This window comes from Tannerella forsythia (assembly GCF_001006485.1).
GTDB lineage: Bacteria > Bacteroidota > Bacteroidia > Bacteroidales > Tannerellaceae > Tannerella > Tannerella forsythia.
The window spans coordinates 102,267-123,014 of record NZ_JUET01000101.1 but is presented as its reverse complement, the minus strand read 5'-3'; the positions used below and the strand labels follow the sequence as shown (position 1 = coordinate 123,014).

The following is a 20,748-nucleotide window of genomic DNA, read 5'->3' as shown; positions in this document are numbered from 1 at the left end:
GGTTAAAAAACTTAGGACGGTAGTAATATTATCCAAAGTGATGGCAAAAAGTATCCCTGATAAGCAATTAATAATCAGTCGTGCAAAAGTCGTACTTTGGATAATATTTTACTTGCGATAAGAAAACCGATCAATCAATAGATAAGCCTTGGATAAGGATGTTCCTCCCTTAAATACGATTTGCTGACTATAAGAGCTCTTGGATAATGTACGAAGTATTTCTGAGATATAATAGTCTTTCTCTATTAACTGTACAGGGATTTTCAAATCCTCGGAAGAGGCCTGTACAAGATCCATGAATGACTCAGGATCTAAATGTAGGTACTCTTTTATTGTATGTTCCATTGATTAGAAACTAAATTTGGTGATAGTCCGATTCTAAATCGTGTAAGCGGACTTAATGTTTGATATAATGTGGTCGCAAGTAATTCGTCGGTTAGCATAGATCCCAACAAAGCTCGCGTGAGTGGAGAGTATTTCAATGCAAGTTCTACCAGTTGCTTTTTCTCCACCTTCGCATATTCATTGACTTTCTTCTTTAGGAGAATATACGACTTGTCGATAGTCGTATCCGGTATCTTCTTAATCCATTTCAAGCAGTCCAGTAGACGTAACATTTCGATATTATCCCGACTAATAGGATTTTTCTGTAATACAAAACGGATAGCATATATCCCTCGCTTTCCGTTTCGTTTAGGAAAGTTGGTTCCTACTTCAAGAGTTGCAGACTGCTGGGTTGTCAATCCGAGCAAGTTGAATGCATAGAACCCTGTCAGATAGCCTATAGGGGTATCGTTGTCGTATAGTAAGTCACGGAATCGTTCTTCCATAGATGGACCGACAACACCAAATCGAGTTCGCTTAGGTTTGTAATAGTTTCCCGGGCTGAGTCGTTCGATCTCTCCCTCTTGAACCAGTCTTCCTAAAGCAACTACAGCCGCATTTTGTTCTGCACGAGGAAGTCCTAAGTCTTCCAGTCGGAAAACTTTTCCCATCTCAAAACTTGCAATCTTGTTTTTAATGCTCTTACTTGTCATGCTGCTTGTTCTTTTTGCAAAGGTAGTCATTTTGTTGTGTAAATGCAAGTATTTACACAACAAAATAGCCTAAACAGAAAAGAAGAGCAATTACCATTCATCACGTTTTCGCAGCATCTCATCGATCTCTTCACGCAGAAACAGCAAACGTCCGTTGGCTTTGAGATAGGGTATCTTCCCTGCCCAAACCCAGTTGTAAATGGTCTTCTGCTCCACCTTTAGGATTTTAGAAACATCTATGATGTCCAAGTATTCAGGCTTCAAAGGAGGTCGAACAGAGGTGTTTATGACTTGTTCCTGTAAAAGAAGCATTTGATCAAGTTTCTCCTCCACACACATCAGGCGCTCAAACAGATGTTTCTGCCAGACATCATCGGGATTAAAGTCTAAGTATGGCATAGTTCCCCTTTTTGGTAGTTACCATTGCTATCTTGTGCCAAGATACGTTGTTCTTTCATATAGGCGATGTACTTCTTTGCCGTGCGATCCTTGATTTCCATTTCTCGCATCAAAACCTCACAAAGTTCTTGATAGGAAAGTGTGATTTTGTTTCGGAACGCTTCCTTGACAACGGCTATCAGTTCATCGGTCTTTCGTTTCTCCTTGTCTTCTTTCGACTTTTCGCCACGATAGACGTGCATATCAGCCTCCTTATCCCAGCCGAAAAGCATCATCGGCACATCGAGAGGACTGCCGTCACGTACTTTTATAGCCTTGACAACAGAGTATTCGGGATTGTCGTCAGTTTCTATGGATAGAATACCCGCTGCCTTGCGTTGCAGTTCGGAGCCAATATGTCCACGGAGTTTAATCCCATTCGGGACAAAATGCAATACACAGATAATGCAGGTGTTATAGATTTCAACCAAGCGATAAAGTTCGTCCACAATAGCAATAAAATGAATAATAGGAGGATTGTGCAAAGGTCTCAAGTAATTTGTAAAAATGACGCGAAAGGGGCTTTTGAAGGCTCTTTGCTTCGCTTACCTCTTTATCTGTCACGGATGAGAATTTTATACGGTTGTTTACCGATTACCACTACGTATACTCCGGGAGTCAACGGTCGGACGTGCTCTCTGGCTCGTAAGAGCAAAGTTTGTATTCTCAGTGTGTCTATGCTGCAAATGTAGACCGTTTCGGCACGCGGCAGGAGGATTCGGACGGCTCCCGGGACAGCGTGAACTCTCTGAGAGCTCGTCGTAGAACCAGTCGTAACCAAAGGCTACACCCCTCGTCATCTCGGCTCCATCGAGGCAGTGCTCCGGGTTCCAATTGGAGAATCGGCAGACAGTCAGCATGTCTCGCTCCACCTTCCGAGCGTAGCGTTTGTCGCCCGTCATGCGATAGGCGTAGGAGAGGTAGAAGGCGTGTTTCCACATCTCGCGCGATACTTTCAGCATGCTGACACCTTGCATCTTGCGCTCCAAATCGGGCCCCTTGAGTAATACGTCGCACTCCCGGAGAATCAGGTTGTGCATTTTCTGCCATTCCGGATGGTTATCGATCATCTGCTTAATTTCGTTTTCCTCACCTTTGAAAAGCAACAGACGCGGATGGGGGGTGGTTCAGCAGCGGAATTTGGGGGGAAGCGGCCGGTAAGGCTTGACTGCAAACGGCGGTGAAGAATCCTATCCACAGGATCCACAGCAAAACGCGAGTTGTGTTCTTTTTCATTGGTTTGTCGGTCGGGCTGTTGGCAGCTTTTTTTTAAAATTAAACATATTTAAACGTTTATTCTTCGCCGAGGAACGGGTATTCGTAGGTTACCGGTGGCACGAAAGTCTCTTTGACACAGCGCGGATTTGTCCAGCGGATCAGGTTCAACGGACCTCCGGCCTTGTCGTTCGTTCCCGAAGCGCGTGATCCGCCGAACGGTTGCTGAGCGATGACCGCTCCGGTAGGCTTGTCGTTGATGTAGAAGTTGCCTGCAGCGTAACGCAGTTTACGAAACGCTTTGTCGATGGCATAACGATCGCGTGAGAAGATCGAGCCGGTAAGCCCGTAAGGTGATGTACGGTCGCACAGTTCGAGCGTTTCTTCATATGCATGATCCTCATACACGTAGATCGTAATGACAGGTCCGAAGATTTCTTCCGTCATCGTTTTGAACGCCGGATTCGTCGTCAGGATAACGGTCGGTTCTACAAAATAGCCGACCGACTTATCGCCTTTTCCTCCGAAAAGAATTTCGGCGTCCGGCGCTTGTCGGGCATGTTCGATATATCCCATGATGTTGTCGAACGATGTTTCATCGATCACGGCATTGACGAAGTTTGTGAAGTCCCGTACATCGCCCGTCTTGATCTCTTTCAGCATGTCGCCCACACGTTCTTTGACTTCTTTCCACAGCGAGACGGGGATGTATGCACGCGATCCGGCCGAACATTTCTGTCCCTGATATTCGAAAGCTCCGCGTACGATCGCTGCAGCTACCTCGTCGGCCGGTGCTGACGGGTGTGCGAAGATGAAGTTTTTACCGCCCGTTTCGCCGACGATCCGCGGATACGACTTGTATGCACCGAGATGTTCGCCGATCTGACGCCAGATGGTATTGAATGTTGCCGTAGACCCTGTGAAGTGGAAGCCTGCAAAGTCGGGATGCGAGACGATGACCTTACCGATGACACTTCCCTGACCGGGGATAAAGTTGACTACGCCATCGGGCAGTCCGGCTTCACGGAAGACTTTCATCAGAAGATAGTTCGAATGAATGGCCGTGGTCGACGGTTTCCAAACCGCCACGTTACCCATCATGGCCGGAGCCATGTTCAGGTTTGAAGCGATGGAGGTAAAGTTAAATGGGGTCAGCGAGAAAACAAAGCCTTCGAGTGCACGGTATTCCATGCGGTTCAGGATGCCTGCATCCGAGTAGGGTTGTCCGGCATAAACCTGTCCGGCATAGAATGTGCTGTAACGCAGAAAATCGATCAGCTCGCACGGGGCATCGATCTCAGCTTGAAAAGGATTCTTGCTTTGTCCCAGCATCACGGAAGCATTCAACAGATAGCGGTATTTTGTTGCAAAGAGTTCGGCTACTCGCAGCATGACTGAGGCACGTTCTACCCAGGGAAGCTTCGACCATTCACGATGCGCTTTCATCGCAGCATCGACAGCCATCTGCACTTCTTTCTCGCCGGCCTTGTGGTATGTGGCCAGCACGTGGTGATGATCATGCGGCATGACGACCTTGCCGGTATTTCCCGTGCGTATCTCTTTTCCTCCAATAATCAGAGGGATGTCCCATTCTTCGGCACTTAGTTGCGTTAAAGCTGCTTTCAGTGCTGTTTTTTCACTTGTGCCGGGGGCATACGCTTTTACCGGCTCATTGCCCGGGTTCGGAAACTTGAAAATTGCATTATCCATAACGTGTGTTTTTTATGTGTTTTCATTCTGCCTTAGATTCGTTCGATGACTTTTTCGATCAGTTGAATCAGGCTCGTTTTATAGTCCGTGTTCATGTTTTTATCTACCCGTCCGGCGATGATGCAGCAGACCGTCAGGGCACGATGTCCCATCAAGGCCGACAGTCCGGCTAATGCTGAGCTTTCCATCTCGAAGTTGGTGATGCGTTGCCCTTCGAAGTCGAACGCTTCGATTTTCCGGTTCAGCTCCGGGTCGGTTAGAGGGAGGCGTAGCGAGCGTCCCTGTGCGCCGTAGAAACCGTTTGCCGCAATGGTGATGCCGCGTTGAATGTCGTCAAGCGTAATCTGTTCGAGCAGCGAAGGATCGGCCGGCACGACGTAAGGACGCAACCCGTCGATCGTCCAGTCGAGTTGCCGAAGCAATTCCTTCTCGAACGTCGTATCACGTATCTGCTCGGTTTGATCGTAGAAATAGATGACTCCGTCGAAGCCGATTGCGCGACCGGCAGCAACATACGTGCCGACGGGTACTGACGGTTGCAGCCCGCCGCTCGTTCCGATACGCACCATGGTCAGTTGACGGAAGTCGGGCTTGACCGTGCGTGTCGCCAGATCGATATTGGCTAATGCGTCGAGCTCGTTCAGGACGATGTCGATATTGTCTCCCCCGATACCGTGCGAAACGATGGTGATGCGTTTACCGTGATACCGACCGGTGATGGTGTGGAATTCACGACTCCGGACATCGCATTCCTTCTCGTCGAGATATTCTCCGATCATTGTCACGCGTGCCGGATCGCCTACTAAGATGATGCGGTCGGCCAGCTGTTCGGGTCTCAAATGCAAATGGAAAATACTTCCATCGTCGTTGATGATAAGTTCCGATGGCAGAATCATGGTTGTCTTCATACGAATTTCTCCTTATTTTTTTAATGTGTTGTTTTCGGCATTACGCGCCTTTTTTTCCCATTCTTTCACTTGTTTGCGTAGCTCGTCAAGCCTCTCTTCGTTCTTCAGGATCACCGGTTTTAACTGGGCTCGAGTGTTTTCGTCTCCCTTGGTGTAAGCGGTATAGTCGTCAGTCAGCCGGTCTTCGAGCATTCCGATTTGTTTCTTCAGCCCCTCCGCTTTTTCGTAGAAGGCTTTGGCATCCGCGTTGCGAATCTCATCCCATGTAAAATAGACGGTACGGTCGTTTACGATAAACTCGATCTCTTTTTCCGCTTTTTTTTCGCGAGAAGTGCTTTCTGTTTTGGCCGATGTGATGAGGGCCGTATAGTTGCGGCCGTCGGCCCATGTCTCCTTAATCGATTTCAATGCAGCCGAGCGACGAAGTTTTTCTGCGTTAATTCCTTCCGGTATCCGTTTTCGTGCAGCATCGGGGACGAACAGGTAGAGGCAAACCTTTCCTTCGGGCTGGTTTCGATCGGAAGCAAACCAACCGACCCCTTTGGCCTCGTCGATGACCATCATATAATCATTGGCAAGCGAATTAAACGGCATACTTAGTTGCTCGGGTGAGAGGAAACGGCTCCCATCGATGCTGTAACGCGTGATAAACAAGTCATATCCTCCAATCGATCCGTTTCCTTTCGATGCAAAATAGAGCGTACGCCCATCGCCTAACACAAACGGGTAGTTGTTATCGGCCGAATCGTTAGGGAAGATCGGTTTTTCGTCGGCCCAGTCGTCCATCAGTTTGGACTGGGTGAATAAGGCGAATGTTCCGTTCTTTTTGCGGCCGTAGTAAGCCCGGTCTCCTTTCGGAGTGACGTACACAGGTGATGCGTTTTCGCCCGAAGCAGGAAACACGTTGTCGTAAGGTCGTATCTCGCCGTTGTCTTCGTGCAGGAAATAGGTTGAAAGCAGCTCTTCCTTATCAACGACCATGCTGTCGATTACCTGTACGAGCTCTGTATTATCCCTCATGCGAAGCATCCGTTCGGTCATCTCCAAGAGAGCTTCGTAGGGCTCGGTATCGACGTTCTTTTTCGCTATCAAGGCAATATAATCCTCCCACATCGGCACTGCCTCATCGAAGCGATACGTGTCGGTGTAGAGAAGCGCAAGATACCGGTACGACTCTGTGGCTTTCCGTTTATTTGCAACGAGCAGGTGCTTCTCGGCCGTATCGAGGTCGCCCGTCTCATAACAACATACGCCATACCATAGATTGTAAGACGAATTATTGGGCGATTGGGTGACTAATCGTTCGAAAGCCGGTTTGGCATCCTCGTAATGCCCTTCGTTATACAGTTTCTTGGCTTGATCGAGGCTCTGTGCATTCGCTCCGAACGTGATGCCGGCGAACAGGATCAGTCGGGCTATTTTTCCCGTTAATGATTTCATACGAAAATAAGTTGCAAAATTGTTCGATTCTCCAAAGATAGCCATAAATTTTTATCTACGGTTATTTTATGGCCAATTTTCATCTTTCACAGTCCATTTTCTGCGAGGAAAGCAAAGATTCCCTTTGTATCATCGGGGTGAAACCATCGGATGGATTCATCGCGCTTGAACCACGTCATCTGTTTGCGAGCGTATACGCGGGTGTTACGTTTGATTTTGGCGACGGCCTCATCGAGTGAACAGCGACCGTCGATGTAAGCAAACAGTTCTTTATATCCGACGGTGTTCAGTGAGTTTAAGGCTCTATGCGGGTAGACTCGTCGCACCTCGTCCAGAAGGCCGTTGGCCATCATCCGATCGACTCGCCGGTTGATCCGTTCGAACAGTTCTTCACGTGGGCGTATCAGTCCGATTTTCAGAATACGGAAAGGACGCTTTTTGACGGTCTTTGTGCGGAACGAGGAATACGGTTTACCCGTCATACGGCAGATCTCGACGGCATGAAGCACGCGTCGGTGATTTTTCCGGTCTACCTCGTCGTAATGTAGCGGGTCAGCCTGTTTCAGTTCGTCGAGCAGAGGCGTGAGTCCGTGCCGTTCGTACTCGTTTCCGACCGCTGCGCGGATATCCGGTGTGACGGTCGGGATGTTGTCGATCCCCCTGCATACGGCGTCGATGTACATCATTGATCCGCCGGCCATCAGCACGGCTCGATGTTGTTTGAAGAGTGTTTGCAGAAGTGCCAGCGCATCTTCTTCAAAGCGGCTGGCGCTGTAATAGTCGGTCAGCTCGAGTAAGCCTACCAGATAATGTGTCACGGCAGCACGTTCGTCTGCCGTCGGTGCGGCCGTCCCGATAACGAGCTCTTTATAGAGCTGTCGCGAGTCGGCCGATAAGACGGGAGATTCGATGCGTCGTGCAATGCGAAGACTGAGTGCCGTCTTACCGACACCGGTAGGGCCGAGTAAGACGACGAGCGTATTCATTGTTGTTCAATAGCGTTCGTCGTAGGGAGCTTCCATCGACTCTTCATCAACTCCTTCGGTATCGCCGGCGTTATCCAATTCATCGTCATTAAACTCCGCATCGCCATAGAAGTCTTCACCCAGATCGAGGTTTTTCTCAATGCCAGCCTCTAATTCACCGGGTGAGAGGAACTGCACGGGTGGTTTTCCGACAGCCAGCGAGCAGACGGCTTCTTTGAGATTCTGTCCGGTGATGATCTCACTGAGTTCCATAAAGAAAGCACGCTCCGTCATGTAGTCGAACACGTACAGCAACTTCTGATGTTCGTCTTCAAGCAGTTCTTCGAGCGGCGTATCCTCCATCAGGTAGGTGTCTACTTCGGCCGGAGCCCCCATGTCAATCAGGGTGATTTCATTTTTCTTGCTCCAGTCGTCATCGCAGATAAAGAACGAGCACATCTCGTCTTTTCTGTATTTGACGGCGTCTGCGATTGCATGGTGCAAGTCGAGGAATGTCGCTTCCGAGCCGATCTTTATCTCGCGCCTAAAGTCGTTGGTTTCGTCTGACAGTAACAAAAAACGGTATACCATAATATTTGATTAATAATCTTTTATTCGTCAATAGAGCCTCGCACTATCCCGCGTTTGGACGACTTGATAAAGTTCAGAATCAGGTCGCGTTCTTTGCTTGCTTCGTATTCTGTTTCGATGGCCAGCAGGGCATCGGTATTGTTCAGTCCGCGTGTATATAATGTTCGGTAGATGTCTTGAATCAGGAAAACCTGCTGGTTGGTAAAGCCGCGCCGGCGAAGTCCGACAATGTTGATGCCACAGTAAGCGATCGGGTCGCGTCCGATAAGCGTATAGGGCGGAATATCTTTGCCTACGCGCGATCCTCCCTGTATCATCACATGTTGTGAGATACGGGTGAACTGGTGCACGAGTACACTGCCGCTGAGTATGGCGAAGTCGTCAATCTCCACTTCGCCGGCGATTTGTGACGCATTTCCGATGATAATGTTATTTTTCAGAATACAATCGTGTGCGATATGCGAGTAGGCCATTAATAAACAGTTGTTTCCAACAATAGTCTTACCTCTCGAGGCCGTACCTCTGTTGACGGTCACACATTCACGCACGGTCGTATGATCACCGATTTCGGCAGTCGTCTTTTCTCCGGCGAACTTCAGGTCTTGCGGTATTCCGGAGATCACGGCGCCCGGGAAAATATGACATCCTTTTCCGATGCGTGAACCTTCCAGAACGACGGCGTGCGGGTAGATACGGCAGTTGTCGCCGATCACCACATCTTTTTCGATGAATGCAAACGGTTCGACGGTTACATTCTTCCCTATTTGGGCTTCGGGATGTACAACGGCTAAGGGAGAGTGCATGACTTATTTGTTTTTAATGATTTGAGCCATAAACTCAGCTTCGCACACCACTTTTTCGCCTACGAAGACGTAACCTTTCATCGTTGAAACGCCTCGGCGTATCGGCGCCAGCAGTTGGAGGCGAAAGATGAGCGTATCTCCCGGCACGACTTTCTGGCGGAATTTCACACCGTCAATTTTCATAAAGTAGGTAGAATAACGATCCGGCTCGTCGACGGAGTTCAGTACGAGCAGTCCGCCGGTTTGCGCCATGGCTTCGACTAACAGGACTCCGGGCATGACTGGTTCCTGCGGGAAGTGTCCTTGAAAGAACGGTTCATTGACGCTTACGTTCTTGATACCTACAATATGATCACCTCCTATTTCAATAATCTTATCGACCAGCAGGAACGGGTAACGATGAGGGAGCAGTTCGCGGATCCGGTTGATGTCCATCAGCGGTTCTCGGTCGGGATCGTAGATCGGAGCTTGCACATTGTTGAGTTTGATGTCTTTGCGAATCAGTTGGGCCAGCTGGTTATTGATCTTATGTCCGGGACGAGTTGCGATGATATGTCCTTTGATCGGCTTTCCGATGAGAGCCATATCGCCGATCACATCGATCAGTTTGTGTCGTGCCGGTTCATTCTTGCTGGTCAGCGGTTTGTTATTGATGTATCCGAGTTCCTGCACATCTTTACGGGGCAGTCCCAAAGCGTCGGCCATACGGTCTAACTCTTCCTGAGGCATTCTCTGATCGTAAATTACGATGGCGTTATCGAGGTCGCCGCCTTTGATCAGGCCGTTTTGGAAGAGCGTGTTGATTTCGCGCACAAAGACAAATGTACGCGAAGCAGCCAGTTCGTCGGCGAAGCGGTTGAGATCTGTCAGTGAGGCATACTGGTTGGAGAGTACGGGCGAATCGAAGTTGATCAGCACATTGACGCTAAACTTGTCATCGGGAAGGATGACGAGAGAAGCGCCTGTCGCTTCATCTCTCACTTCGATTTTGCGACGCACGATGTAATAGTCGCGTGGAGCATTCTGTTCGGTCAGTCCGACACTCTTGATGCCTTCGGAGAAAGGGAGTGCGCTGCCGTCGAGGATAGGAAATTCAGGCGCGTCGACTTCGATCAGGCAGTTATCGACTTCCCACGCGTAGAGGGCAGCCATCGCATGTTCGATGGTGCTGATCTGTACATTGTTTTTACCAATGACCGTGCCCCGTTGTGTATGGATCACGTTCTCGGCTAACGCATCAAGGACAGGTTGTCCTTCGAGGTCGGTACGTTTGATCTTGTATCCGTGATTTTCGGGGGCAGGCTTGAACGTGATATGGATGTCCAGTCCTGTGTGAAGCCCTTTGCCCTGCAAGGAAAATTCGGACGCGAGTGTCTTTTGCTTATGCATCGTATTGTCTGTTTATTGTTTTTTCTGTTTCAGTTCGTCTATTTCTTTCTTCAGCCGGTTCAATTCAAGGTATATCTCCGGTAATTTACGGTAGATAATACCCGAACGGAAGAAGTTTTTGATCGGTATGGCAGGTGAGCCCATGACGCGGGAGCGGGCTTCGATATGACTGATGATCCCGGACTGCGCTCCGATTTGCGTGTCGTCGCCGATATTGATATGTCCGCCGAGGCCTACTTGTCCGCCGATCATACATCGGGCACCTACCTTCGTAGAACCGGAGATGCCTACTTGAGCCGCCATGACGGTGTTTTCGCCAACTTGGACGTTGTGCGCGATCTGGACGAGGTTGTCGAGCTTAACACCTTTACGGATAACGGTCGAATTCATCACCGCGCGATCGATGGTCGTATTGGCTCCCACTTCTACATCGTCTTCAAGCACGACATTACCGAGCTGCGGAATCTTTTTATACTCGCCGTTTTCAGGGGCAAACCCGAATCCGTCGGAACCGATGACGGCCCCGGCGTGGAGAATACAGTTTTTGCCGATGACGCAGCCGTTGTAAATCGTGACGTGAGGATATACAATCGTATGATCGCCGAGCGTCACGTGGTCACCGATATAAGCGTGCGGGAAGATACGGCATCCCTCACCGATGGTGGTATTTTCGCCGATGTAGGCAAACTCTCCCACATAGCCATCTTTCCCGACATTGGCCGAGGCAGCGATAAAAGCCGAGGCGGCAGTACCCTTCTTCGGCTCGTTCCGCTGTTCTACCACGTTGAGCAAGGAAGCCAGCGCGGCATACGCATTGGGCACTCTGATGAGCGTCGCCGCTACAGGTGCCGAAGGACTGAAATCATTGTTAACCAGAACGAGGCTGGCTTGGGTACCGTAGATATAATGTTCGTATTTGGGATTGGCCAGAAAGGTGAGTGTACCCGGCTGTCCTTCTTCGATCTTTGAGAAATTATGTACCTTCACGGCCGAATCTCCCTCTATCGTCCCGTTTAGAAAATCAGCTATTTGTTGAGCCGTAAACTCCATTCGCTTTATTTGTTTTTTATGTAAATTAAAGTCCACAAAGATACTAAAAAATTGAAACTGCCTATATTTTACGCTGAATAATTGCTTTTTCGCGGCGGATATTTTCCGCCGTTACGGGCGTGGGGCATACGGTATGTGTGCATGCTTTGCGGATGCATACGATGTATGGAGCATTACGGGTCTAAGAAAAGCTCGACGGCATGGTCGTAATCGAGGTATTCTTCCGCGCCTTCGTCATCATTATATCCGGGACGGTAGAGGTAACACTTTCTTTCTTTGATATCGTAAGAGAAAAAGCCGAGGGTCTCGATTCTGGGGGCATCGTCGCTGTCGAGAAAGAGACGTGCGCTGTACGTTGAACTTTCACCATCGTCCGGTGTACTGTCGAACATGATGCGTACATACATTCCAGGATAATCTTTTTTCGCATCGCGATACATTTGGGTCGAGAAGAGAAGGCACGAAACGATATCTTCTTCACTCTCGGGCTTGGCCATGAACGAAAATTCTTTCACTACACGGGCCTTGAGGCGTTTGTTCGTGACGTCGTCACTCTCACAGTAGATGTTCCATTCGTCCGATTCGTCTTTGCGGAAGTAAAGCAGGCCTTGTACGACGCTCTCTTTACCGTCCTGAAACGTTATTTTGGAGAACGACGAACGGTAAATCGCGTCGGTCAGGCGTTCCACCTTGATGTCGCCGTCGATGCGTTGTGCGAATCCGGGATGATTCTTCAGATACCTTTTTTTCAGCCTGACGGCTCTCGAGGGTGAGACCATCGTCCCGTAAAGATGGAGATGATACGCGTAGAGCGGCTCCAGTTCGGCCAGTCGGGCGGCTGTATGCGCGTCGTTCCATGCGTGTGTCAGGGTGCGGAGCTGTTCTTCCGTATCATGCTGCCCCCGCATCGAAAGAGCAGGCAGCATGAACGCGATGAGCAAAAGGAATATTCGATGTTTCACAGATGTTGCGTATGTTGGATGAATCAATTCGGTTATGTGAACTTTTCGCGTGTTGCCTTACAGGTATTCGTCCAGATAGCTGGCCATTTGCTCCTGCACGACTTGTGCTTCACAACGGGCGGCTTCGGCAAACGCTTCCGTCCGGTCAGCGTACAAAATAGCGCGCGAGGAGTTCACGATCAGTCCGCATGTCTTGTTCATTCCGTAACGGCATACTTCTTCGAGCGAACCGCCCTGCGCGCCTACGCCGGGAACGAGCAGGAAGTGATTCGGGGCGATGCGGCGAATGTTTTCGAACATCCGTCCCTGTGTGGCTCCGACAACGTACATCATTTGTTCGTCGTTGCCCCATTGCTGCGACTTGTGCAAGACGCGTTCGAAGAGCTTTTCCCCGCAAGCGTCGTCCGTCAATTGAAAATCGTGTGATCCTTTGTTCGACGTGAGGGCAAGCAGAATGACCCATTTGCCTGCGTAACCGAGAAAAGGCGTAACACTGTCTTCGCCCATATACGGGGCGATGGTCAGCGCGTCCACCTCCGTTTCTTCAAAGAATGTACGGGCATACATGGCCGATGTATTTCCGATATCTCCCCGCTTGGCGTCGGCAATGATGAATTGATCGGGGTAATGCTCGCGCACGTAGCGCACCGTTTTTTCAAACGCCATCCAGCCTTTCACTCCGTAGCATTCGTAAAAAGCCAGATTGGGTTTATAAGCGATGCAGTACGAAGCCGTGGCATCGATAATGGCTTTGTTGAAGGCAAAGATCGGATCGTCTTCTTTCAACAGATGCGGAGGGATTTTTTGTAGATCCGTATCCAGTCCGACACAAAGAAAAGACGCCTTGTGCCGAATATTCTCAAATAATGTTTGTTTGGTCATAGTCATTTTGTCAGTTTATTCAATTTATATTCGGTTTGATGGATGGAGAAGCGGCTCTACAACTCGCTGTCTTTTATCCGTTCGGCATTTTCGGCAACGATGAGGCGGTCGATGCAGTCCTGTATATCCCCGTTCATAAAAGCGGCGAGGTTGTAAATCGTATAATTGATGCGATGGTCGGTGATGCGCCCTTGTGGGAAATTGTAGGTGCGGATTTTGGCAGACCGGTCACCTGTGGAGACCATCGTCTTGCGACGCGAGGCAATATCGTCGATATACTTCTGATGCTCCTTGTCGTAAATGAAAGAACGCAGACGGGCGAGAGCACGTTCCTTATTCTTCGGCTGGTCGCGCGTCTCGGTACATTCGATGTGGATTTCTTCCACGATACCGGTCAGCGGGTTCTTCCAGTTGTAATTCAGACGCACACCGGACTCTACCTTGTTGACGTTCTGTCCGCCCGCGCCACTGCTGCGGAACGTGTCCCAGCGGATTTCTCCCTCGTTAATCTCGACATCGAACTCATCGGCCTCGGGAAGCACGGCTACCGTAGCGGCCGATGTATGCACTCGTCCCTGCGTCTCGGTCTGAGGTACGCGCTGTACGCGATGCACGCCCGATTCGTACTTGAGGACGCCGTATACCCCGTCGCCGGTGACGGTGAAGATGATTTCCTTAAAGCCGCCCGACGTCCCTTCGTTGCAGCTCGATACGGCAATTGTCCAGCCTTTCGTCTCGCAGTATTTCGAGTACATCCGGAACAGATCGCCGGCAAACAACGCTGCTTCATCGCCTCCTGTGCCGCCGCGAATCTCCACAATCGCATTTTTCGCGTCTTCCGGATCGGCGGGAACGAGCATCAATTTGATTTTCTCTTCACACCGGGGGATTTTCTCTTCACATTCGGTCACTTCTTCACGTGCCATCTCCTTCAGGTCGGGATCGCTCTCGCTCATCAGGATGCGTTTGCTTTCGTCAAGGTTGCCCAACAGGTTTTCGTACTCCTTTTTAGCCGCGATAAGGTCTTCGAGACTTTTGTACTCTTTCGTCAAACGAACGAAACGCTTTTGGTCGGCGATGACTTCCGGGTCGGTAATCAGCGTAGAAACCTCGTCGAAGCGTCCGGTAAGGCCTTCGAGTTTCTGAAGCAGGGAATGATGATCTGTCATCTAAATAAAAGGTATAATGATGATGAAAAATGAAACATGACGGAGGCTCTTACTTTAATATGTAAACTCGCCGAACTCGCTTCGGATGATTAACTCTTTCTTTTCTCCCGGCTCGACGCATCCTATCACCTGCGCGTCGACGCCGAACGATTTGGATACGGCAATCACCTCGTCTGCTCTTTCGGGTGCGAGGTAAATCTCCAGTCGATGGCCCATGTTGAACACTTTATACATCTCCGCCCAGTCTGTTCCGCTTTGTTCCTGTATGATGCGGAACAATGGCGGAACGGGGAAAAGGTTGTTTTTTACGACGCGTACCTGATCCACGAAGTGCAGGATTTTTGTCTGCGCACCGCCCGAGCAATGTACCATGCCGTGTATCTCACCACGCATCGTATCGAGCAGCTTTTTTACTACCGGCGCGTACGTGCGGGTGGGAGAGAGCACCAACTTCCCGGCATCGAGGGGTACGCCGTCTATGGTATCGGTCAGCGTCATGCCGCCCGAGTAGACCAGTTCGCGAGGTACCGCCTCGTCGTAACTTTCGGGGTATTTTTCGGCCAGATAGCGGGCAAAGACATCGTGCCGCGCGCTCGTCAGACCGTTGCTCCCCATCCCTCCGTTATACTCCTTCTCGTAAGTGGCTTGTCCGAACGATGCCAGCCCGACGATCACATCGCCGGGGCGTATACGTGCATTATCAATCACATCGCTGCGACGCATGCGGCAGGTAACCGTACTGTCGACGATGATCGTGCGTACCAAATCGCCGACGTCGGCCGTTTCACCACCGGTGGCATAGACGCCTACGCCCATATCGCGCAGCTCGTCCAGCAGCTGGTCCGTGCCGTTGATAATGGCTGAGACCACTTCGCCGGGGATAAGCATTTTATTTCTGCCGATCGTGCTTGATACAAGGATATTGTCGATCGCGCCTACGCAGAGCAGGTCGTCGATATTCATAATCAGCGCGTCTTGCGCAATACCTTTCCACACGGACAGGTCGCCCGTCTCTTTCCAATAGAGATAAGCCAGCGATGACTTGGTTCCGGCGCCGTCGGCATGCATAATGTTGCAATACTCCGGGTCTCCGCCGAGAATATCGGGGATAATCTTGCAAAAGGCTTTCGGGAAGATGCCCTTATCAATGTGCCGGATGGCGTTGTGTACATCTTCTTTCGATGCGCTTACGCCGCGTTGCATGTATCGTTGATCATTCATCGTTTATGTTGTTTTTTAGAGGTCGATGTTTGTTGGGTTGCCCTTGGGGCCGTTTTTTTCGTGACTGCCCCGGGCTTGGCGGGCCTTCCTTTAGTTGTCGTGTCCCGAACTTTCGAACCGGTTGCCTCGGCTGCAGGACGGGTTGCCGACTGCCTCAGAATCACCGGCGGATCGGTTTCTTTCGCCGTATCGAAGTAATACAGCCCGTATTTTTCAATTAGCCCGATCAATTTGACGGCGTAGTGCGGATCGGTCGCGTAACCACATTTTTTCAAACCGTGTGCCCAGGCCTTATAGTCCGTTGTCCTTAACCGGAAGAGAGGTTTGTAATGGTCTCGTCCGGTGAGAAAAAGAGAATGGTCTTCGAACGATTCTTCTACTCTCACATACTTTCGAAACGGTTCCTGCTTCAGATCGTCGTCTTTGTGGATGCAAGGCCCTTCCCAGTTCTTACATTTAATTCCGAAATGGTTGTTGCCTGCCAGTGCCAAATAGCTCTGCCCCGCGCCCGATTCCAACACTCCCTGCGCCAAAATAATGCTAGCCGGGATGTTGTGCTTGCGTTGCTGTCGGATAGCCGTCTTGTAATAGGTCCGGATATACTCTTCGCAGACCGACGGGCTGAGTTTCTCCGGCGATGGTGGAAGCAGCGTACCGGTCATACAGCGTACCGGCCCTGTGACAAGAATTCCTATTAACCACGTGTAATAATATGAGCGAAAGCGATGCAGCATTGGTCCGTTATCTGAGTTTAAGCGTTTCTCCTTCTGCCGGAACATAATCCGGGTCTTTGCGATTGAGTTTGTAAAGGCTCTTCACGCGTATACCATAATATTGCGAAATGCTGTGCATGGATTCGCCCATCTGTACTTGATGGAACAGATTCGGCATTTCGGCCTTCTTCTTTTTCTTTTCCAAATAGATGATGTCGCCTTGACGGAGTGGAAAATCTTCGCGTACTTCGTTGTATCGTGCCAGCTCCTTCGTCTTGAATCCGAGATCATCGGCGATTTGTGCAAACGAGTCGTCATAGCGTGCAATGGTATAAATCAGTCCGTAGGTCTTGTAAACATTTCGCGGGAGCAATCTTTCGCCATCGTTGGCAGAAGATATTTTGGGTTGTACCGATTCTTTCTTGAGTCTCTTTTTCGATGCTTCTTTCTTGGACGAGGAGGCTTTCTTTCCGCTTTTCCCACCCATGTCGTAAAGATACAACTCGTAATCTTCGATCAGTTTGATGAGTTTGTTGGCATAGGCCCGATCGGTTGCATATCCGCATTGTTGAAGTCCTTTAGCCCATCCCCGGTAGTCTTTTTTATTCAGTAGAAACAGTTTGGTATAGCGTGAACGTTCGGCTAAAAAGCGGGAATGATCTTCGTATGAGTCCGTAACCGAACCGTATGTGCGGAAGCATTCGTTTCTCAAATCGTCGTCATGATACGTCTTTTTACCTTTCCAGTTGTTATGACATTTGATGCCGAAGTGATTATTCGCCTCTCTGGCCAGCTTTGCCCGACCGGCGTCCGACTCAAGAATTGCCTGAGCCAGCTTGATGCTGGCCGGAATATGATATTTTTTCTCTTGTTCGACAGCCAAATGATTGTACCGATCGATATACTGTTCATACGATGCGATCTTACGTTGCCCTGAGGCCTGCCAAATAACCGTAAGGCCGGTCAACACAACGAGCGTCTGTCGGGTATATTTGTTCATAGTCAATATACTTTCTTCGGAATTAAGAATGCAAAGGTAAAGAAATAAATCGAAATATGTTTTGTCGGGAAGGGGCCGGCTTTCGTTGTACGACCCGGAGAACGCTGCTTCGTTCGGAGCATATACGAGTCTGTTCTGTGTTTTTACCACAATGCAAAAATAACAGTTTTCATGCTAAAATGCCTGAAGGCAGTCTGGCGGAGTTGCATAATTATTGAAAACAACGTAGTTTTGCAACCTAAAAAATATTGTATAGAGAAAACACATGAAAAAGAAATTCGTTTATTTGTTAGAACTTTGGGTGATGGTTGTGGCTGTACAGGCACAGATTTTGACCCCTGTTAAATGGAAAATCCAACTGGAAGACTCTGAATTTGCAGAAAAGACTGTGACATTCACGGCAACGGCCGATCGGGGCTGGCATATCTACGATATGAACTTACCCAAAGGTGGGCCGATTTCGACTTCGATCACCTATGAGACACTCAGAGGCGCCGAGTTACTTGGGAAGCCTGTGCCATCGATGGCTCCCAGCGTTGTGCATGACGAGCAGGCATATCCCGGTCTCGAACTGCGGTGGTATTCGGGAACCGTGACATTTACGCAGAAGATCAAAGTGACCGATCCGAAAGCATTCAAGATGGTCGGGGAAGTGGAATACATGGCTTGCAACGATGAGTCTTGCTTGCCTCCCGAGACGGAGTCGTTTACGTTTGATTACAGACACGTAAAAAAAACGGCACAAGCAGCCGAAGCGACTCCTTCCGATACGGTGGTCTCCGAAGAGCTTGCCGATGGGACACAAGTAGACGGCGAGGGAGCCATGCAGGCACTCGAACTCACTCCGGCGATGCGCAATGCCACAAGGACAGCCACCCCGGATGGCGTACTTACCCTTAGACAAGAATTGTGGACACCGGTGATCAATGACCTCAAATCGTTCGGAGATGCGACGGTCTCGGCCACCGATACGTCATGGCTTTATATTCTTCTGGCCGGATTTGTCGGTGGATTGATTGCTTTGCTGACACCTTGCGTTTGGCCTATGATACCGATGACGGTAAGCTTTTTCCTCAAACGTAATAAAAGTCGCCGGAAAGCGATCCACGATGCGCTGATTTATGGCGTTTCCATCATTGTCATCTATCTCACGATGGGACTCCTTATTACCGGGGTCTTCGGAGCCAGTGCTCTGAATGATCTTTCGACGAATGCTGTCTTCAATATCATTTTCTTCCTGTTACTCGTATTGTTTGCCGTGTCATTCTTCGGGGCGTTTGAGTTGGTACTCCCGGCTTCATGGACGAACAAAATGGACAGTAAGGCCGATTCGACCTCCGGCATTTTGAGCATATTTTTCATGGCCTTCACGCTGGCGCTCGTTTCGTTCTCCTGCACAGGCCCGATTATTGGGACGTTGCTTGTCGAAGCGGCTTCGCAGGGTACGAGCATCGCTCCAGCTATCGGGATGTTTGGCTTTGCATTGGCGCTCGCCATTCCTTTTGCCCTGTTCGCAGTGTTTCCGAACCTGCTTCAGAACATGCCAAAGTCCGGTGGATGGTTAAACTCGGTGAAGGTCGTTCTGGGCTTCCTCGAACTGGCCCTCGCCCTTAAATTTCTCTCCGTGGCCGATCTTGCCTACGGATGGCGAATCTTGGACCGCGAAGTATTTCTCGTGTTGTGGATTGTGATTTTCGTGTTGCTGGGGATCTATCTGCTCGGAAAGCTCAAACTTAAACACGACAGCGATCTGCCTTATCTTTCCGTACCGCGACTTTTTATGGCGATTGTCTCGCTCGCGTTTGCCGTTTATATGGTTCCCGGGCTATGGGGAGCGCCGCTGAAAGCCATCAGCGCTTTTGCTCCGCCACTCTATACCCAGGATTTTAATTTGTACGAAGATGAGGTACATGCCGTTTATGACGACTATGAAGCAGGGATGGCTTATGCCGCATTGGCAAATAAACCGGTATTGATCGATTTCTCCGGTTACGGATGCGTGAACTGCCGGAAGATGGAAGCTGCGGTATGGACAGATCCGGCCGTCAAGAAACTCATTGACGAGAAATTTGTGTTGATTACCCTGATTGTCGACGACAAGACAAAGCTCCCGGCTCCGATCGTCATTGAAGAAAGCGGTAAGGAACGTAAGTTGAAAACAATCGGTGACAAGTGGAGTTATTTGCAGCGTCATAAATTCGGGGCGAATGCACAGCCGTTCTATGTAATTCTCGATAACGAAGGGAAGCCTCTCTCCCCCTCGTATGCCTTTGACGAAGAGGTAGCCAAGTATGTAGGGTTCCTCGAAAACGGCCTGCGTCACTACCAGCAGAAAGGGAAGTGAGGATGAGCACAAGAGAAGAACGTTTGGAGGCTTTCGGGCGTCTGCTTGATGTCATGGACGAATTACGTGAGAAGTGTCCATGGGATCGAGAGCAGACGAACGAAAGCCTCCGTGCCAATACGATTGAAGAGACTTATGAGCTGAGCGAAGCGATCCAGAAAAATCTTCCGGCCGAGATCGAGAAAGAACTCGGTGATCTGCTTTTGCACATTGTCTTCTATGCCAAAATAGGCGAAGAGAAGAATGAATTTGATATTAAAGATGTATGTAATACGTTATGCGACAAGTTGATATTTCGTCATCCCCACGTTTTCGGCGATGCCATGGCTGAGAACAGTGGGGCTGTGGAGCAGTCGTGGGAACAGTTGAAACTGAAAGAGAAAAACGGAAACAAAACGGTGCTCGACGGAGTGCCCTCCTCGCTTCCTTCGCTGATTAAGGCGTACCGCATGCAGGACAAGGCGCGCAATGTGGGTTTCGACTGGGAGAAGCGTGAACAGGTATGGGATAAGATCCAGGAGGAGCTCAACGAATTCCGTGCCGAGGTGGATCGCATGGAGGCGGACAAGATGGAAGCCGAGTTCGGTGATTTTCTCTTCGGGATGATTAATGCCGCACGGCTCTACAAAATCAATCCCGACAATGCACTCGAACGGACGAATCAAAAATTTATCCGCCGTTTCAACTATCTCGAAGAACATACGATTCGACAGGGGCGATCGCTCAAAGAGATGACCTTGGCCGAAATGGATGTCCTTTGGGACGAAGCCAAACAGCTCGGACTCTGATTTATTGCGGTAAAAGTATTTTGAACCACAAAAATGAGGGCTGAACTCCTTGTATGGAATTCAGCCCTTCTCGTTACCTTTGTTTTTATCGTAAATTATTATAGCGATGAACAAAGGAAAAAT

19 protein-coding genes and 2 pseudogenes are annotated in these 20,748 nt (G+C 49.6%); 2 read left to right on the top strand and 19 right to left on the bottom strand.

The genetic code is table 11. The features are described 5' to 3' along the window. Positions 1 to 120 precede the first annotated feature (120 nt). The 19 genes and pseudogenes from Tanf_RS14400 to Tanf_RS10055 all read right to left on the bottom strand — a co-directional run. Positions 121 to 345: pseudogene (locus Tanf_RS14400) on the bottom strand (nucleotidyl transferase AbiEii/AbiGii toxin family protein); the annotation flags it as partial. Next, a complete protein-coding gene (locus Tanf_RS10140; protein WP_046825780.1) occupies positions 330 to 1,037 on the bottom strand; it encodes a DUF6088 family protein in 708 nt (235 codons plus the stop codon). The gene Tanf_RS10140 and the pseudogene Tanf_RS14400, both read right to left, overlap by 16 nt. 90 nt (positions 1,038 to 1,127) lie before the next feature. Next, positions 1,128 to 1,436 (bottom strand): helix-turn-helix domain-containing protein, encoded by a 309-nt coding sequence (locus tag Tanf_RS10135; protein ID WP_046825779.1) that lies wholly within the window; start codon positions 1,434 to 1,436, stop codon positions 1,128 to 1,130. Further along, a pseudogene (locus Tanf_RS10130) lies at positions 1,424 to 1,933 on the bottom strand (AAA family ATPase); the annotation flags it as partial. The gene Tanf_RS10135 and the pseudogene Tanf_RS10130, both read right to left, overlap by 13 nt. A 129-nt stretch (positions 1,934 to 2,062) precedes the next feature. Then, positions 2,063 to 2,545: a hypothetical protein gene (locus tag Tanf_RS10125; protein WP_041590719.1), complete on the bottom strand. Its 483-nt coding sequence runs from the start codon at positions 2,543 to 2,545 to the stop codon at positions 2,063 to 2,065. Positions 2,546 to 2,768: 223 nt separating this feature from the next. Beyond that, on the bottom strand, positions 2,769 to 4,400 hold the full coding sequence (gene pruA / locus Tanf_RS10120; RefSeq protein ID WP_046825777.1) for an L-glutamate gamma-semialdehyde dehydrogenase: 1,632 nt from the start codon (positions 4,398 to 4,400) through the stop codon (positions 2,769 to 2,771). 32 nt (positions 4,401 to 4,432) lie between these two features. Next, positions 4,433 to 5,308, bottom strand: a complete 876-nt coding sequence (locus Tanf_RS10115; protein ID WP_046825776.1) for a nucleoside phosphorylase — start codon at positions 5,306 to 5,308, stop codon at positions 4,433 to 4,435. A gap of 12 nt (positions 5,309 to 5,320) precedes the next feature. Then, a complete protein-coding gene (locus Tanf_RS10110; protein ID WP_046825775.1) occupies positions 5,321 to 6,748 on the bottom strand; it encodes a tetratricopeptide repeat protein in 1,428 nt (475 codons plus the stop codon). A gap of 86 nt (positions 6,749 to 6,834) precedes the next feature. Next, positions 6,835 to 7,734 (bottom strand): tRNA (adenosine(37)-N6)-dimethylallyltransferase MiaA, encoded by a 900-nt coding sequence (gene miaA / locus Tanf_RS10105; protein WP_014224726.1) that lies wholly within the window; start codon positions 7,732 to 7,734, stop codon positions 6,835 to 6,837. Positions 7,735 to 7,740: 6 nt separating this feature from the next. After that, positions 7,741 to 8,304 (bottom strand): IS1096 element passenger TnpR family protein, encoded by a 564-nt coding sequence (locus Tanf_RS10100; protein WP_014224727.1) that lies wholly within the window; start codon positions 8,302 to 8,304, stop codon positions 7,741 to 7,743. 20 nt (positions 8,305 to 8,324) lie between these two features. Next, positions 8,325 to 9,107, bottom strand: coding sequence for an acyl-ACP--UDP-N-acetylglucosamine O-acyltransferase (gene lpxA / locus Tanf_RS10095; protein ID WP_014224728.1), 783 nt, complete (start codon positions 9,105 to 9,107; stop codon positions 8,325 to 8,327). A gap of 3 nt (positions 9,108 to 9,110) precedes the next feature. Continuing rightward, positions 9,111 to 10,496, bottom strand: a complete 1,386-nt coding sequence (locus tag Tanf_RS10090) for a bifunctional UDP-3-O-[3-hydroxymyristoyl] N-acetylglucosamine deacetylase/3-hydroxyacyl-ACP dehydratase (protein WP_014224729.1) — start codon at positions 10,494 to 10,496, stop codon at positions 9,111 to 9,113. Positions 10,497 to 10,508: 12 nt separating this feature from the next. Beyond that, positions 10,509 to 11,546 carry a UDP-3-O-(3-hydroxymyristoyl)glucosamine N-acyltransferase gene (gene lpxD / locus Tanf_RS10085; protein WP_046825774.1) on the bottom strand — a complete coding sequence of 346 codons (1,038 nt, stop codon included), beginning with the start codon at positions 11,544 to 11,546 and terminating at the stop codon, positions 10,509 to 10,511. Between the two features lie 173 nt (positions 11,547 to 11,719). Next, a complete protein-coding gene (locus Tanf_RS10080) occupies positions 11,720 to 12,508 on the bottom strand; it encodes a hypothetical protein (RefSeq protein ID WP_140230682.1) in 789 nt (262 codons plus the stop codon). Positions 12,509 to 12,565: 57 nt separating this feature from the next. After that, a complete protein-coding gene (gene pyrF / locus Tanf_RS10075) occupies positions 12,566 to 13,390 on the bottom strand; it encodes an orotidine-5'-phosphate decarboxylase (RefSeq protein WP_041590721.1) in 825 nt (274 codons plus the stop codon). 56 nt (positions 13,391 to 13,446) lie between these two features. Then, complete coding sequence (prfA, locus tag Tanf_RS10070) at positions 13,447 to 14,559, bottom strand: peptide chain release factor 1 (RefSeq protein ID WP_014224733.1); 1,113 nt, start codon at positions 14,557 to 14,559, stop codon at positions 13,447 to 13,449. Between the two features lie 54 nt (positions 14,560 to 14,613). Continuing rightward, complete coding sequence (locus Tanf_RS10065) at positions 14,614 to 15,780, bottom strand: AIR synthase related protein (protein ID WP_046825772.1); 1,167 nt, start codon at positions 15,778 to 15,780, stop codon at positions 14,614 to 14,616. Continuing rightward, entirely contained in the window at positions 15,777 to 16,514 is a 738-nt protein-coding gene (locus tag Tanf_RS16475; protein WP_080948615.1) for a glycoside hydrolase family 73 protein, read from the bottom strand. The genes Tanf_RS10065 and Tanf_RS16475 overlap by 4 nt, the downstream gene beginning before the upstream one ends. 7 nt (positions 16,515 to 16,521) lie before the next feature. Further along, the gene (locus Tanf_RS10055) at positions 16,522 to 17,493 is read right to left on the bottom strand and encodes a glucosaminidase domain-containing protein (protein ID WP_014224736.1); all 972 of its coding nucleotides are present in this window, start codon (positions 17,491 to 17,493) and stop codon (positions 16,522 to 16,524) included. Positions 17,494 to 17,758: 265 nt separating this feature from the next. Here Tanf_RS10055 and Tanf_RS10050 point away from each other — a divergent pair, with 265 nt between their 5' ends. After that, positions 17,759 to 19,837, top strand: a complete 2,079-nt coding sequence (locus Tanf_RS10050) for a protein-disulfide reductase DsbD family protein (protein WP_046825771.1) — start codon at positions 17,759 to 17,761, stop codon at positions 19,835 to 19,837. Positions 19,838 to 19,839: 2 nt separating this feature from the next. Continuing rightward, entirely contained in the window at positions 19,840 to 20,625 is a 786-nt protein-coding gene (mazG, locus tag Tanf_RS10045; RefSeq protein WP_014224740.1) for a nucleoside triphosphate pyrophosphohydrolase, read from the top strand. Positions 20,626 to 20,748: the final 123 nt, after the last annotated feature.